Origin of the sequence: Clostridium sp. 16K-1-R1 (genome assembly GCF_023921145.1) — a bacterium.
GTDB classification, from domain to species: domain Bacteria; phylum Bacillota; class Clostridia; order Clostridiales; family Clostridiaceae; genus Sarcina; species Sarcina perfringens.
The window spans coordinates 226,597-243,674 of the sequence record NZ_CP046515.1; the positions used below are offsets into that span (position 1 = coordinate 226,597).

The 17,078-nt window shown below is 28.5% G+C and carries 11 protein-coding genes; 10 read left to right on the top strand and 1 reads right to left on the bottom strand.

Annotation, left to right across the window (positions count from 1 at the left end; genetic code table 11):
* Nucleotides 1-151: 151 nt before the first annotated feature.
* Nucleotides 152-1,618: a helix-turn-helix domain-containing protein gene (locus GOM42_RS01045; RefSeq protein WP_003457592.1), complete on the bottom strand. Its 1,467-nt coding sequence runs from the start codon at nt 1,616-1,618 to the stop codon at nt 152-154.
* 669 nt (nt 1,619-2,287) lie between these two features.
* Here GOM42_RS01045 and GOM42_RS01050 point away from each other — a divergent pair.
* From GOM42_RS01050 to GOM42_RS01095, 10 genes are all read left to right on the top strand, one after another.
* Nucleotides 2,288-3,319 carry a PTS sugar transporter subunit IIC gene (locus GOM42_RS01050; protein ID WP_003457466.1) on the top strand — a complete coding sequence of 344 codons (1,032 nt, stop codon included), beginning with the start codon at nt 2,288-2,290 and terminating at the stop codon, nt 3,317-3,319.
* Between the two features lie 591 nt (nt 3,320-3,910).
* Entirely contained in the window at nt 3,911-5,413 is a 1,503-nt protein-coding gene (gene pfoA, locus GOM42_RS01055) for a cholesterol-dependent cytolysin perfringolysin O (RefSeq protein WP_110016490.1), read from the top strand.
* A gap of 195 nt (nt 5,414-5,608) precedes the next feature.
* Nucleotides 5,609-6,067 carry a DIP1984 family protein gene (locus GOM42_RS01060; RefSeq protein ID WP_003457578.1) on the top strand — a complete coding sequence of 153 codons (459 nt, stop codon included), beginning with the start codon at nt 5,609-5,611 and terminating at the stop codon, nt 6,065-6,067.
* 1,047 nt (nt 6,068-7,114) lie between these two features.
* Nucleotides 7,115-8,602 carry an amino acid permease gene (locus tag GOM42_RS01065; protein ID WP_025648250.1) on the top strand — a complete coding sequence of 496 codons (1,488 nt, stop codon included), beginning with the start codon at nt 7,115-7,117 and terminating at the stop codon, nt 8,600-8,602.
* Nucleotides 8,603-8,760: 158 nt separating this feature from the next.
* On the top strand, nt 8,761-10,830 hold the full coding sequence (locus tag GOM42_RS01070) for a beta-galactosidase (RefSeq protein ID WP_289781951.1): 2,070 nt from the start codon (nt 8,761-8,763) through the stop codon (nt 10,828-10,830).
* Nucleotides 10,831-11,381: 551 nt separating this feature from the next.
* Nucleotides 11,382-12,623 (top strand): arginine deiminase, encoded by a 1,242-nt coding sequence (gene arcA / locus GOM42_RS01075; RefSeq protein WP_110077542.1) that lies wholly within the window; start codon nt 11,382-11,384, stop codon nt 12,621-12,623.
* Between the two features lie 107 nt (nt 12,624-12,730).
* Nucleotides 12,731-13,726, top strand: coding sequence for an ornithine carbamoyltransferase (gene argF / locus GOM42_RS01080; protein WP_003462779.1), 996 nt, complete (start codon nt 12,731-12,733; stop codon nt 13,724-13,726).
* Nucleotides 13,727-13,870: 144 nt separating this feature from the next.
* Nucleotides 13,871-15,307 (top strand): arginine-ornithine antiporter, encoded by a 1,437-nt coding sequence (gene arcD / locus GOM42_RS01085; protein WP_003457492.1) that lies wholly within the window; start codon nt 13,871-13,873, stop codon nt 15,305-15,307.
* Nucleotides 15,308-15,367: 60 nt separating this feature from the next.
* Nucleotides 15,368-16,312 carry a carbamate kinase gene (gene arcC / locus GOM42_RS01090; protein WP_003457589.1) on the top strand — a complete coding sequence of 315 codons (945 nt, stop codon included), beginning with the start codon at nt 15,368-15,370 and terminating at the stop codon, nt 16,310-16,312.
* Nucleotides 16,313-16,384: 72 nt separating this feature from the next.
* Nucleotides 16,385-16,840: an arginine regulator gene (locus tag GOM42_RS01095; RefSeq protein ID WP_003457490.1), complete on the top strand. Its 456-nt coding sequence runs from the start codon at nt 16,385-16,387 to the stop codon at nt 16,838-16,840.
* Nucleotides 16,841-17,078: the final 238 nt, after the last annotated feature.

Genomic DNA, 17,078 nt, shown 5'->3' on the forward strand with positions numbered 1-17,078 from the left:
TGTATTTTAAAATTATGAAAATATATTAATTTTAAAAAGGGCATGTATCAAAACAAACTTTTAATAAAGATTACAAATTCTTATAGAGGTTTAAGGATTCTCTAAATATTTTTGTGATTTTTCTTATTGTTTTTATATAGCCCTTTTTCTTTTATCCTTCAAATTTAGTTTTTTCTATTTCATTTAGTATTTTAACTATATTACCTAAGTCATATTGTACTGCTAAATTTGAAAATATATAAATATTATTATAGTTTTTTGGTATGTAATTAGGATCGAAGTTTGTAATTACAAGATCATAATTTTCTTTTTTATATTCATCATAAACTTCCACAATAACATCAAATTTTCTTCTTAAAAATTTTCTTAAATAATCAATAGTGGTGTTAAGAATCAAACTATCTATTCTAGATAAAATACCTATAGTAAGGGAATGTTTGGACACTCCATTAAGATAATTTAAGGTTAATATTATGCAAAGTTTAAAGTAATCTGGATCAAAAGAATATTTTACTTTATATAAAGAGTTAATTTTTAATAATAAGTCATTAACAAATTTTTCTCTAGAATCACTTGTGAATTCATTTAGATAATAATTTGTAACAATTTTATTGTTTGAATAAAAAATTCCCTTAAAGAAGTAACTTTTAAAGCATAAACTTAGTAAATGCAATTTCACTTCATTATTGAAGTTATTAGGGTGAGTGGTATATAAGTTACTCATTTCCTCAGTCATTAAAGAAAAAATCTTAAAAGGAGTACTTTCATTAACTGTAGAAAATTCTTTAATAACTTCATATGGGATTATATTAAAACTTAAAATAAAGCAAAGAGTAGAGTATGCTAAGTATGTACTAGAGGACTTACTTAAGGAATCTTTTTCAAAGAAATTTTTAAGATCTATAAAAATTTCAGTGTTTTCTAATATGCTTAAATTCTTTTTGGTGAATTCATCCTTAAAGAAATCTTCAACAAAAAATTTTTTTCTTATCATTAAGATTTTTAACCAAGTATACAAGGGATACTTTTCACTAATTTTTAAGGTGATATTAAAAGTTTTTTCAATTACTTCAGTTATGTTGTGGTTAGCTGATACCACAGAAGATATATCTATTCTGTTATTCCAAAATAATAAATAATAAAAATAAGATATTTGAAGTTGAGAACCTGTAAGTTCATAGTTTTTAATAGATATATCAAACTCTTTTAGGAGTGAATTACATTCTAATATTTTTCTGTTTAAAGTTGCTAAACTTATATTAAAGTAATTACAAATTTGTATTCCAGTAAATTTCTTGGTGTGCTTAATAAAGAAAAATTTTAAAAGTTTATATTTAAGAGAACTTTCTATGTAGTAAGTTGTTAAAGAATGAAGACTTACTCCAGTTTCATACTTTAAAAAAATAAAGTCCTTTGAAGAGGATATTTTTACTTTTGATTTATAATATTTATTTAATAAGTATTCAATTTTCTTTAAGTGAGTTTTTAAAGTTGGCAATGATATATTTAAATCAGAGCATAAATCATTTTTATTAATCTTCCCATTATTTACATATACTTTTTTAAAAATGTTATATTGAATTTTTTCAGATGTTTCTAATAAATCTTCTTTAAACATGTTTAAACCTTTCCATTTAGAATTTGCTTAATATATTACTTACAAATTTTTATAAATAGATAAAATATTTTTTATTAAAATATGTAAATGTTACATCTAAAATATAACTTAAAAAAATTAGCATTTCAACTAAAATAAAGAAAGTTTTATCTCTTAAGGATTTTTATGGGCCCAAAATTAGTTGAAAATATATAAAATTATTTTAAGATTAACTCTCAATTTTTCAGAAAGTAAAAAAAAGTTGAGATTAATATATTAGAAAAATGAAGTATTATTAATACATAATTAGTTTCATTAAATATATGCGTAAGGGAATACTGGGTAAGATTTAAAATTAGCTTAATATGAAGTGCTTAGAAAGTATTTTAAATCAGGTATTAATTACAAATTAAAACTGAAAAAAACTGGTTTTTATTTATGTAAAAATCAGTTTTTTTTGTTTTTTATTAAAAAATGTTTGATTTTCTTGAAAATTAGTATAAAATATAAAATAACTTTAATAATTTATACATAAACTTTTAAAGAATATTTATAAATTAATATTGTTATATATGAAAAGCAAATAATTAAGGTAAGTTTAAAAATTTAATAGATAATAATAAATTTTATTATAAATCAATTAGTAAACGTTTAAAGGAAAAGTTTTTTAAAAACTAAGGAGGAAAATTTATGCAAGTTTTAATTGGGGCAGGACTTTTATTAATAGTTTTAGGATTGTTTACCTTATTTAGTTATAAGGCACCACATGGAATGAAGGCTATGGGAGCATTGGCAGGGGCCGCTTGTGCAAGCTTTTTAGTTGAGGCATTTCACTCATCATTCTTTGGAAATGTTCTAAATATAGAGTTTTTAAAGAAGGTTGGAGATGCTAATGGAAGCTTGGGAGGAGTGGCAGCAGCAATCCTTGTACCATTAGCTTTAGGAGTTTCACCAGTTTATTCAGTTTTAATAGGACTATCATGTTCAGGATTAGGAATATTACCAGGATTTATAGCAGGTTATTTAATGTCATTTGTGGTTAAATTCTTAGAAGAAAAATTACCAAGTGGTTTAGATTTAATTGTAATAATAGTTGTGGCTACGCCTCTTACAAGAATAATAGGTGATTTTACAGCACCAGTAGTTGATTCTACTTTATTAAAAATAGGACAGGTTTTAATAGCTTCAGCAAACTCTAATCCAATAACAATGGGAATAATACTTGGAGGAATTATAACTGTAGTTGCTACGGCACCTTTAAGTTCAATGGCCTTAACAGCTATGCTTGGACTAACAGGAGCACCAATGGCAATAGGAGCATTATCAGTTTTTGGCTCATCTTTCTTAAATTTTGTTTTATTCCAAAAAATGAAGTTTGGAAGCAAAAAAGATACAATATCAGTTGCCATAGAACCATTAACGCAGGCGGATATAATAACAGCTAACCCTATACCTATTTATGTAACTAATTTTATTGGTGGCGCTTTATGTGGGATTATAATAGTTTTAATGGGACTTACTAATATGTCTCCAGGGACAGCTACCCCTATTGCTGGTTTTGCTGTAATGTTTGCATATAACCCAGCATTTAAGGTATTAATGGCTTCTCTAGCATGTGTAGTTGTAAGTGCAGGTAGTGGATACCTAGGGTATTTATTATTTAAAAACTACAAAATACATACAGTAGATGAGATACGTGGAAATGATTTAGAATTAGAATAATTAAAAATATAATATTAGGGATGTATCAAAATAACTTTTTATATTTTGGTGCATCCCTTTTTTAATTTAAAACTTATAAACTTAGTAAAAAATAAAATTTAAAATCTTTTTTATTAATATAGATAATAGAAAATTTGAAGGATTTTTTTTAATTAATAGAAAAATTTTTTGTGGATTCAAATTCCATAAATGGAACTCATATTATAATTGGAATCCCAGTTATTCACGATTAAAGCCCAGTTCTGCACAAAGTATTGAATGAGATTATTTCCTCTGATATATTAAGGGTACTTATTATAAATGAATATTAAGTGAATATTTTCTGAACTGAATTTTAACTTTAGAGAGAGTTTAGGGAAAAGAAAAAATTAGAGTTTATTTAAGCTATGTTTACTCAAAAAATAATGTTCTTAAGATACTTTTAAACTCTTAAGATTTACTAAAAAGTTAAATGAAAATGTTTACTTGAAGTTCAAAATAATAAGTCTTTTAAACCCTATTAAGTTTTTAAAACTTAAAAGCATTATAAAGTTTTTAGGATTTATGAGCTTAATAAATGAGGGAAAAATTAAAAAAAGGGGGATTTATATTATGATAAGATTTAAGAAAACAAAATTAATAGCAAGTATTGCAATGGCTTTATGTCTGTTTTCTCAACCAGTAATCAGTTTCTCAAAGGATATAACAGATAAAAATCAAAGTATTGATTCTGGAATATCAAGCTTAAGTTACAATAGAAATGAAGTTTTAGCTAGTAATGGAGATAAAATTGAAAGTTTTGTTCCAAAGGAAGGTAAAAAGACTGGTAATAAATTTATAGTTGTAGAACGTCAAAAAAGATCCCTTACAACATCACCAGTAGATATATCAATAATTGATTCTGTAAATGACCGTACATATCCAGGAGCATTACAACTTGCAGATAAAGCATTTGTGGAAAATAGACCTACAATCTTAATGGTAAAAAGAAAGCCTATTAACATTAATATAGATTTACCAGGATTAAAGGGTGAAAATAGCATAAAGGTTGATGATCCAACCTATGGAAAAGTTTCTGGAGCAATTGATGAATTAGTATCTAAGTGGAATGAAAAATATTCATCTACACATACTTTACCAGCAAGAACTCAATATTCAGAATCTATGGTTTATAGTAAATCACAAATATCAAGTGCCCTTAATGTTAATGCTAAAGTCCTTGAAAACTCACTTGGAGTAGACTTTAATGCAGTAGCAAACAATGAGAAAAAAGTTATGATTTTAGCATATAAACAAATATTCTATACAGTAAGTGCAGACTTACCTAAGAATCCATCAGATCTTTTTGATGACAGTGTTACATTTAATGATTTAAAACAAAAGGGAGTAAGTAATGAAGCACCTCCACTTATGGTTTCAAATGTAGCTTATGGAAGAACAATATATGTTAAGTTAGAAACTACTTCTAGTAGTAAAGATGTACAAGCTGCTTTCAAAGCTCTTATAAAGAACACTGACATAAAAAATAGTCAACAATATAAAGATATTTATGAAAATAGTTCCTTCACAGCAGTAGTTTTAGGAGGAGATGCACAAGAACATAACAAAGTTGTAACTAAAGACTTTGATGAAATAAGAAAAGTAATTAAAGACAATGCAACTTTTAGTACAAAAAACCCAGCATATCCAATATCTTATACTAGTGTTTTCTTAAAAGATAACTCAGTTGCTGCTGTTCACAATAAAACAGATTATATAGAAACAACTTCTACAGAGTATTCTAAGGGAAAAATAAACTTAGATCATAGTGGAGCCTATGTTGCACAGTTTGAAGTAGCCTGGGATGAAGTTTCATATGATAAAGAAGGAAATGAAGTTTTAACTCATAAAACATGGGATGGAAATTATCAAGATAAAACAGCTCACTATTCAACAGTAATACCTCTTGAAGCCAATGTAAGAAATATAAGAATAAAGGCAAGAGAGTGTACAGGCCTTGCTTGGGAATGGTGGAGAGATGTTATAAGTGAATATGATGTTCCATTAACAAACAATATAAATGTTTCAATATGGGGAACAACTTTATATCCTGGATCTAGTATTACTTACAATTAAACTAAAGTAAAAAACTGATTTTAGCTAGGCTAAAATCAGTTTTTTATTTCATATTTTAGAGTTATAATAAAGTAAATATTAGATTTGTTTTGGACATCACTATACAATAAATTTGGTTTACATGTATTAGATTCATATGAATTAAAAAGTGTTTATGAAGCCGAGTTTAATAAAATTTTTATTGGAGGAGTTAAAATGAAATTAGCTGAGGCATTGATTTTAAGAGCAGATTTACAAAAAGAATTAATGAGTTTAAAAAATAGAATAAATCAAAACTTACTAGTTCAAGAAGGTGAGAAACCCTCTGAGAACCCATATACACTATATGATGAGATACTGTTAAAAGTAAGTGAATTAGAGGGGTTAATTCTAAAGATTAATAAAACTAATAGTAATTACATAACTAGTAATAATGAAAGTATTTCTGATTTGATTGTAAAAAGAGATATGCTTGGAAAGAAGATAAGCACATTAAAAGAAATAGCTGAAGAAGCTACAGTAAAAGTAAATAGATACTCTCAAACTGAAATAAAAATATTTTCTGCAATGAAGGTAGATCAATTACAGAGAGAAATAAATAAATATTCTAAGGAATATAGAGAACTAGACACTAAGTTGCAAGGTTTAAACTGGACAATAGATTTAATGGAATAAAAGTATCTAAATTATAAAGTTAATTATTCCTAGTTTAAACTAGATAATAGATTAATTAAATAGAGGTTTAAATGTTGGTAGCTTTTATTAAGGAGGTCATAAATCCTAACCTGGGGAAAAAGGTGATTATACATGTATCTAGGAGCAGATACTTATTTTATAATTTATGCTCAAACAAGTTACATGGGTACTATTTAAGAATTACAATTTACAACCATATGACTATTAATAATAAGCGAGGATGGGGTAAGGGGATACAATTTAAAGAAGATAGAGTTATGATTCATTAAGGAAATTATAGCTCTATTTTTTTACTTTAAATTACAAAGTTATTTTAATTAAAGTAAATAAAGCTAATTAAAGTTAATACATATCTTTTTTTATAATTCTATTCTAAAAATTTAATTTTAACTTACTAATAATTTTTAAAATTAAATGTAGAAAAATACTTTTTAAAGAATTTTCTTCTTTAGTTATAGCAAATACTTAATAAGTAAAAATTTTAGTAATCGTTTAATTGGCTATACTTCTACATAAACTCTTCAAAAACAATTAATTATAAAGTTTCTTCAAAATCATTTTCCAATAAAATCAAAAAAATATAAATTATAATAAATTATTAAGGATAATAATAAATAAAAAACTAAATTTCAATATAATTCACAGAAAATCAAGTTTAACCCCTAATAAATAATAAAGAGTAAATTTTAACTAAAAAACTTAAAGAAATAAAAGAGGGTTTTTCATCTAATTATTAATAAGTTAATTTATTTAGAAAATAATGATAAAATATTAAAAAATAACAATGTTTTTATGCAATATATCAATAAAGAGAGCTTTTTATAAATATTATGCATAATACTTAATGTTAAAAATATTTTAACTAAGGATGATTTAGTAAAATAATTTAGTAAAATTATAGTTTTTTTACTAAATATTCAAATTTTGTACATTAACATTTCCACAAAAAATGATATTATAATGTCAGAAAACGTTTCCTAAGGAAACTTTATACTTAAAATATGAAATATGAGGGGGATTTTTAAGATGAGTGAGAGAAAAAGGTCGCTTAGTTCAGGGGCTTTAATGCTTATGACATTTACGGCGGTATTTTCATTCGGAAACATAATTGATAGTAGTGTAAATATTGGACTAGCTACAATACCATCATACATATTTGGTACAGTATTTTACTTTTTACCATTTGCTTTGATGATTGGTGAGTTTGCTTCAGCTAGTTCAGATTCTGAATCAGGTATAAATAGTTGGATAAAGAAATCTTTAGGGGCAAGATGGGCTTTCTTAGGATCATGGTCTTATTTCTTTGTTAACTTGTTCTTCTTTACTTCACTATTACCTAAAATATTAATTTATGCATCTTATACCTTTGTTGGTAGAAACGTATTTGATGGAAAAACAGTATTAATTTCTGTTATATCAATAGTATTATTCTGGGCAGTAACTATAATTTCTACTAAGGGTGTATCTTGGATTTCAAAAATAACAAGTATATCTGGTGTAGCTAGAATAATTTTAGGTTTAGGATTCATAGTATTATCTTTCGGAGTTATTTTATTCTTAGGAAAAGCTCCAGCTCAAGAATTCACAGCAGAAACTATTATGCCTAAGTTTAACTGGTCATATTTCATGGTTTTAGCTTGGATTTTACAAGCAGTAGGTGGTGCTGAAAGTATAGGTGTATATATTAAAGACGTAAAGGGTGGAAATAAAACATTCATAAGAACAATGGTAATTTCAACTGCTATAGTTGGTGGTTTATATGCACTTGGAGCTGTTTCAGTAGGTTTAGTTGTACCTTCAGAAGTATTACAAGGTAATTTCTCAAATGGTTTATTTGATGCCTTTGCAATATTAGGTGCAAACTATGGAGTAGGTAACATAATAACTAACATAGTTGGATTCATAATGATGCTTGCTTCTTTAGGTTCATTAGTTTTATGGACTGCAGCACCTGTTAAAGTATTATTCTCTGAAATTCCTGAAGGAATCTTTGGTAAATGGATTGCTAAAACAGATAAAAAAGGAACTCCTGTAAATGCTTTATATGTACAAGCTGTAATAGTAACAGTATTACTATTAGTACCAGCTTTAGGAATAGGTTCAGTTGATAGCTTACTTGAAATGTTAATAAACATGACTGCTTCAACTTCATTAATTCCAGTATTATTCTTCTTAGTTGGATACATTGTATTAAGAGCTAAGAAAGACCATATGGAAAGATCATTTAAAGTTGGATCTAAAAACTTTGGAATAGCAATTGGAGTATTATTACTTGCTTTATTCGTATTCGTATTTGTAATATCTTCAATTCCAGCTCCACAAGACTTTGCAGCTTACTTTAATGGAACATTAGCAGAAGGAGCAACAAATCCTGTATTCGTACTTTTATACAATGTATTAGGATTAATATTCTTCTTAGGTTTTGCTGAAATCTGCTGGAGAAAATATGAAAAGAAGGTTGGAAAAGCTGTAGCTAATGAATGGGATCAAGAAGAGGTTTCAGAAATAGCTTAATTAAAGTAATGACAAAATTATAAAAGATATCAATTAAGGAATAAGCTATAAAAATATAGCTTATTCCTATAACTATAAATTTATTTAGAAATACACAATTTACTTTATAGATTAATAAGAGAAAAAAATGATTAACTTGGTAAGATGGAGGGATTATTTTGAAAAATTATGGACCAATAAGTTCTAAAGTAACAAAAATGCTTCATGGAGCAGATTACAACCCAGAGCAATGGATTGATATGCCTAACATATGGGGAGAAGATGTTAGATTAATGAAGCTTTCTCATACAAATGTTGTAGCTGTAGGCATATTTTCATGGACAATGTTAGAGCCAGAGGAAGGTAAGTTTAACTTTGAATGGTTAGATGAAATCATGGATTTAATGCATAAGAATGGAAACTATGTAATACTTGCTACACCAAGTGGAGCTAAACCAATATGGATGGCTCATAAGTATCCAGAAACTTTAAGAGTTGCTCCCAATAGAGTAAGAAACTTATATGGAGAGCGTCATAACCATTGCTATACATCTCCTATATATAGAGAAAAAATTGCTATAATAGACAGATTATTAGCTGAAAGATATAAAGACCATCCAGCTTTAATCTTATGGCATATTTCAAATGAATTTGAAGGTCAATGTTACTGTCCTTTATGTGAAGAAGCTTTTAGAGATTTCTTAAGAGAGAAATATGATAATGATATAAATAAATTAAATAAAGCTTGGTGGACTAAGTTCTGGAGCCATACATATGCTTCCTTTGATGAAATAGAAGCACCAGCTCCTCATGGAGAACCAGCTCTTCATGGATTAAACTTAGATTGGATGAGATTTGTTACTCACCAAACTTTAGATTACTACAAGCATGAAAGAAGCATATTAAAGGAAATCACACCAGATATTCCTGTAACTACTAACTTCCATGACTATATTTCATTATTTAGAGGAATAGATTACTGGAAATTTGCTCCTTACTTAGATGTTGTATCATGGGATAACTATCCTTACTGGCATGGTGAAAGAACAGATGACCATGAAGGTAGTAGAATTGGATTTGTTCATGACTTAAATAGAGCAATTTTAAATGGTAAGCCATTTATGATGATGGAAAGTTCACCAAGTTCAACAAATTGGCAACCAGTTGCAAAACTTAGACGTCCAGGAATGCATGTTTTATCTTCTCTTCAAGCTGTAGCTCATGGTTCAGATACAGTTCAATATTTCCAATGGAGAAAGAGTAGAGGATCATCAGAAAAATTCCATGGAGCTGTTGTTGATCACTGTGGACATGAAAATACAAGAGTATTTAGAGATGTAACTAAGGTTGGAGAAATTCTATCAAAACTTGATGATGTAATAGGAACTTCTGTAGAGCCACAAGTAGCTGTTATTTACGATTGGGAAAATTACTGGGCAATAAATGATGCTCAAGGTCCTAGAATAGAGCAAAAGGATTACTTTGAAACTTGTCAAAAACACTACAAAGCTTTCTGGGATATGTCAATTCCAACAGATGTTATAAACATGGATTGCGATTTCTCAAAATATAAGGTGGTTGTAGCACCAATGCTTTATATGGTAAGACCAGGTGTTGGAGAAAGATTAGAGGAATTCGTAAATAATGGAGGAACTTTAGTAACAACTTACTGGAGTGGTATTGTTGATGAGAATGACCTTTGCTTCTTAGGAGGATTCCCTGGCCCATTAAAGAAAGTTACAGGAATCTGGGCAGAGGAATTAGATGCACTTTATGATGAAGATGTAAACTATGTTTCTATTGAAGAGGGAAATAGTTTAGGAATGAAAGGTGAATATGAAGCTAGAATATTCTGTGACTTAATTCACTCAGAAGGAGCTGAAGTTCTTGCAACATACAAAACAGACTTCTACAAAGGAATGCCAGCTTTAACTTGTAACAACTTTGGAGAGGGACAAGCTTACTATATAGCATTTAGAAATAATGATGAGTTCTTATCAGATTTCTACTCAAGCTTAGCTAAGAAGTTAACTTTAAAGAGAGCTATAGAAATTTACTTACCAAAGGGAATTAATGCTCAAGTTCGTATGGATGAAAAGAATGAGTTTGTATTCTTTATGAACTTCTCATCAGAGGAAAAAACAATAGATATTAAAGATCTTGATTTAACAGATATGGTAACTGGTGAAAAGGTAACTAAGGAAATGGAAATAGAACCTTATGGAGTTAGAATAGTTAGAAGAAAATAAAATAGATATTAACATATAAATAAGATTTATAGTTAGTTTAATAGATTAAAAAGAAAAAAGTAATGCTGAATACTTTTAGTCAAAATTGAATTTTTTATATGAGACAGGTAAGTGAAAACTTACCTGTCTTTATTTTATCAATAGTTTTTTTAAGAAGAGATTAAACTAAAAAATTATAACTTTTATTATTTATTAAGATAAGAATTTATAGAAAAAGTAAGAAGAATTTGAAATATTTATATTAAATTTAAGGGTGAATTTAGTATAAAAAGGGCTTAATATTAAAATTTTTTAAAAATATTATTCATCAAATATACATCATATATTCAATAAAAATTGATTATTAGTATTAATTGCAATATATGGGTTTTACAAAATTTGCTTGATTAACCGGTTTATTAAATAGTATTTTTTCTGAATAAAAATAAAAAGTTATATACAATAATTCCCATTTTATGGTTTGTAATCGTTTTGTTGAGGGTGTATAACATAGGTGTGGGACGGACAAGGACCTACAAAGTTATAAAAGTTAAAAGGAGGAAGGGTATATTATGAGAGATGACAGAGCATTAAATGTTACTTCTGAAATAGGAAGATTAAAAACAGTTCTATTACATAGACCTGGAGAAGAAATTGAAAACTTAACACCAGATCTATTAGATAGACTACTATTTGATGACATTCCATACTTAAAAGTTGCAAGAGAAGAACATGACGCTTTTGCACAAACTTTAAGAGAAGCAGGAGTAGAAGTGCTTTATTTAGAAGTTCTTGCTGCTGAGGCAATAGAAACTAGTGATGAGGTTAAACAACAATTTATAAGTGAATTTATTGATGAGGCTGGAGTTGAAAGTGAAAGATTAAAAGAAGCATTAATAGAATACTTCAACTCATTTAGTAATAATAAAGCAATGGTTGATAAGATGATGGCTGGGGTAAGAAAGGAAGAACTTAAGGATTACCACAGAGAATCATTATATGACCAAGTAAATAATGTATATCCATTTGTATGTGATCCAATGCCAAATCTTTATTTTACAAGAGATCCATTTGCAACAATTGGACATGGTATTACATTAAACCACATGAGAACAGATACAAGAAATAGAGAAACAATATTTGCTAAATACATATTTAGACATCATCCAAGATTTGAAGGAAAGGATATTCCATTCTGGTTTAATAGAAATGATAAAACTTCTCTTGAAGGTGGAGATGAATTAATACTTTCAAAAGAAATTTTAGCAGTTGGTATATCACAAAGAACTGATTCAGCATCAGTTGAAAAATTAGCTAAAAAGTTACTTTACTATCCAGATACAAGTTTTAAAACTGTATTAGCATTTAAAATACCAGTATCAAGAGCATTTATGCATTTAGATACAGTATTTACTCAAGTAGATTATGATAAATTTACAGTTCACCCTGGTATAGTAGGACCTTTAGAAGTTTATGCATTAACTAAAGATCCAGAAAATGATGGACAACTACTTGTAACAGAAGAAGTTGATACTTTAGAAAATATATTAAAGAAATATCTAGATAGAGATATTAAATTAATAAAATGTGGTGGCGGAGATGAAATAATAGCTGCTAGAGAACAATGGAATGATGGTTCAAATACACTTGCTATTGCTCCTGGAGAAGTTGTAGTTTACTCAAGAAACTATGTAACTAATGAAATATTAGAAAAAGAAGGAATAAAATTACACGTTATACCTTCATCTGAATTATCAAGAGGTAGAGGGGGCCCTAGATGTATGTCAATGCCTCTAATAAGAGAAGATTTATAAAATAACATTTAACTAGTAATTTACTATTAGAAATTTAAAAAAAGTTAATATTCTCATACCTACAAAAGAATGTATATAAGAATATTTAATATTAGGAGGAATTCAAAATGGCAGTTAACTTAAAAGGAAGAAGCTTTTTAACATTAAAAGACTTTACACCAGCAGAAATAAGATATTTATTAGATCTTTCTCATGATTTAAAGGCTAAGAAGAGAGCTGGAATATTAGGAGATAGCTTAAAAGGTAAAAATGTAGTTTTACTATTTGAAAAAACTTCAACTAGAACAAGATGTGCTTTTGAATGTGGAGCTGCTGAAGAAGGTGCTCATGTAACATTCTTAACTAACTCACAAATGGGTAAAAAAGAATCAATAGAAGATACTGCTAAGGTTCTTGGAAGAATGTATGATGGTATTGAATTTAGAGGATTCAAACAATCAACTGTTGAAGAATTAGCTAAACATGCAGGTGTTCCAGTATGGAATGGATTAACTGACGCTGACCATCCAACTCAAATATTAGCAGACTTCTTAACAATAGAAGAACATGCACATAAACCATTAAGTGAAATCAAATTAGTATTTACTGGTGATACAAGAAATAACATGAGTTATGCATTAATGTATGGTGCAGCTAAAATGGGAATGCACTTTGTAGCTCTTGGACCAGATAGCTTAAAACCAGATGAAGATATTCTTAAAGAAATGCAAGAATACTCAAAAGAAACTGGTGCAACTATAGAATTTAGTTCAAATGTTGATGAAGCAGTTAAGGGTGCAGATGTTATCTACACTGATATCTGGGTATCAATGGGTGAAGATGAAAGCTTATATCCAGAAAGAGTTAAATTATTAACTCCATACAAAGTTACTAGAGAAATGATGAATAAAACAGGAAATAAGAATACTTTATTCATGCACTGCCTACCATCATTCCATGATGAAGATACAGAAGTATGTAAAGATATGATGGATAGATTAGGTCTTGATATAAGAGAAGTTGAAGATGAAGTATTTAGAAGTAAAAATTCAGTTGTATTTGATGAAGCTGAAAACAGAATGCATACAATCAAAGCAGTAATGGTAGCAACTGCTGGAAGATAATAAATTTTCTTAAGGGGCCGTATTTATAATATCATCTAAGGAATAATTAGCATTTAAATTATTTAATTTTAATAACTGAATTTTCCTTTCATTGTATTATAAATGCTGCCCTGTTTTTAATAATATGAAAGTGGGTGAAGTTATATGGCAGAGCAACATAATGAACCAAAAAAATTAGGATTTGCTCAATTAGCAGCCTTAATAGTTGGTTCTATGATTGGTGGCGGAGCTTTCAACCTTCCATCAGATATGGCAAGGGGAGCTGGTACTGGAGCAGTTATAATAGGATGGATTATAACAGGTATTGGTATGATAGCTTTAGCATTTGTTTATCAATCATTAGCTAACAGAAAGCCTGAATTAACAGGTGGTGTTTATAGCTATGCGAAAGCAGGATTTGGAGAGTACATAGGATTTAATTCAGCTTGGGGATATTGGTTAAGTGCATGGATAGGAAATGTATCTTATTCAGTACTTCTATTTGGAGCAGTAGGTTACTTCCTACCTATGTTTGGTGCAGGAAATAACGTAGCATCTATTATTGGTGCATCAGTATTACTTTGGGCATTTACATTACTAATATTAAATGGGGTAAGTGGAGCAGCACTTATAAATCTTATAACTACTATAGCTAAGTTGGTTCCAATATTCTTATTTATAGTTATCTCATTATTTATGTTTAATTTTGATAAATTTACTTTCCAATTTTGGGGTACAAGTGATTTAGGCGGAATTGTAACACAGGTAAAGAGTACTATGCTAGTAACATTATGGTGCTTCATAGGAATTGAGGGAGCTGTAGTTGTTTCAGGAAGAGCTAAGAAACAAAGCGATGTAGGTAAGGCAACAGTACTTGGTCTTATAGGAACATTAATAATATATATGTTAATAACATTAATGGCACTTGGAGTTATGGACAGAGTTAAACTTTCAGGTCTTGAAAACCCATCAATGGCATATGTTCTTGAATTTGCAGTTGGTAAATGGGGAGCAGTTCTTATAAATTTAGGATTGATAATTTCATTATTTGGATCACTTCTTGGATGGGCATTACTTGCAGCAGAAATTCCTTATGTAGCAGCGAAGGATGGGGTATTACCTAAAGTCTTTGCTAAATTAAATAAAAAGGGAACACCAAGTGGTTCATTAATAATAACTAATTTATTAGTACAAGCATTTTTAATATTAACTTTAGTAGCAAGCAGTACTTATCAAGCTCTATATTCAGTAGCTAGTACAGCTATATTGGTACCATATCTTTTAAGTGCTATGTATGGATTTAAGTTAGCACTAACAGGTGAAACTTATGATAAAGATCCTACAGGAAGAACTAGAGATAAAATTTTTGGTGGAATAGCAACCGTTTACGCTATATGGCTATGCTATGCAGCAGGACTTAAATATTTATTATTATGTTTCATATTATATGCAGTAGGAATTATATTCTTCTACATTGGTAAGAAACAGAATAATAAAGATGCAGAAGTATTTGTAGGAAAAGAAAAAATACTAGCAATAATTGTTTTAGTTATAGCAATTATAGCAATAGTAATGTTATTTAACGGAACAATAACTATTTAGATTAAAAATAAAATGGAAATTTAGAGATTAAAGTTAGAAAGATGAAGGAGGAAAAGACTTATGAAAATTGTTTTAGCATTAGGCGGAAACGCATTACAAAAGGATTCAAAGGATAAAAGTGCAGAAGGTCAATTAGAAACATGTAGACAAACAGCTGTTTCAGTAGCTGATTTAATAGAAGATGGACATGAGGTATCAATAGTTCATGGAAATGGTCCTCAAGTTGGACAAATATTAGCAAGTATTGAATTAGCTCATCAAGTTGATAATGGAAATCCATTATTCCCATTTGATGTAGTTGGTGCTTTTTCAGAAGGTTATATCGGTTATCACCTTCAAAACACAATTAGAGAGGAACTATTAAAAAGAGGAATTGAAAAATCAGTAGATACAATTACAACTCAAGTAATCGTTGACAAAAATGATCCTGGTTTTAAAAATCCAACTAAACCAATAGGTTCTTTCTATACAAAAGAGGAAGCAGAAAAGTTAGAAAAAGATAAAGGATATACTATGAAAGAAGATGCTGGTAGAGGATACAGAAGAGTTGTAGCTTCACCAAAGCCAGTAGATATAGTAGAAAAAGAAGCTATAAAAACTATGGTAGATAGTGGCTTTATTGTAATCGCTTGCGGAGGCGGTGGAATCCCTGTAGTAGAAGATGGGGATAGATTAGAAGGAGTTCCAGCAGTTATAGATAAGGACTTTGCTGCTGAAAAATTAGCTGAAATATTAGATGCAGATGCATTATTAATCTTAACAGCAGTTGATAGAGTTTGTGTAAACTTCAACAAGCCAGATCAAAAGGCTTTAAAAGAAATTAATTTAGAAGAAGTAGATAAATATATAGAAGAAGGTCAATTTGCACCAGGAAGTATGCTTCCAAAGGTTGAAGCTTGTAAGAAGTTTGTACTAAGCGGAGACAAAAAGGTAGCTATAATTGCATCTTTAACTAATGCTAAAGCTGCTTTAAGAGGAGAATCAGGAACAAAAATAGTTAAATAAAATTGCCCATATATATTAATTTCATTGTTTATATAGCATACATACAGGGTTAAAGGGAGCAAAGGAGATATTATGAGTAATTTAGAGAAATCTTTAAGACATGAAGTAATATTAGATATAATAGAGAGCAAATGTATCTGTAAACAAGAAGAATTAATAATTGAGTTAAAAGAATGCGGAATAAATGTAACTCAAGCCACTTTGTCAAGAGATCTTCATGAGATGAATATAATTAGAAAAAGTTTTGAAAATCATGAGCATAGATATATAGTTACAAAGGAAGACAAGTTTATAAAAAAGTTTAAAAATATATTTAAGAGTTCTGTAAGAAGCATATCTATGCAAGAATATTTTATATCAGTTAATACTTTAGATGGTATGGCTAGTTTGATTGGAGAATTTATAGACAGGCTTGGTGATGGAAGAATAGCTGGAACAGTAGCTAAAAAAAATCATATTCTAGTTTTATGTAGAAGTGTTAATGCTACTCAGCAAATATTCAAGGAACTAGACTCCCTAAGAGTTTAATTAAAGCAATTAACTCTACAAAGAGTTAAAAATAAATATTAATAGCTTAAATGTTGCATTGTATAATTAATCATTATACAAAAAATCCATAGACTAAAATATTTTATATTTTTTACACTTTAACAGTAGTAAGAAATACAAAGATATTTTAGTTTATAAAAAGTCTTAAACAATTACCTAAAAAATACCTTTTTAATATTACGGTGAAGAGTGTAATTTACTGAGTTGCCAATAAAGT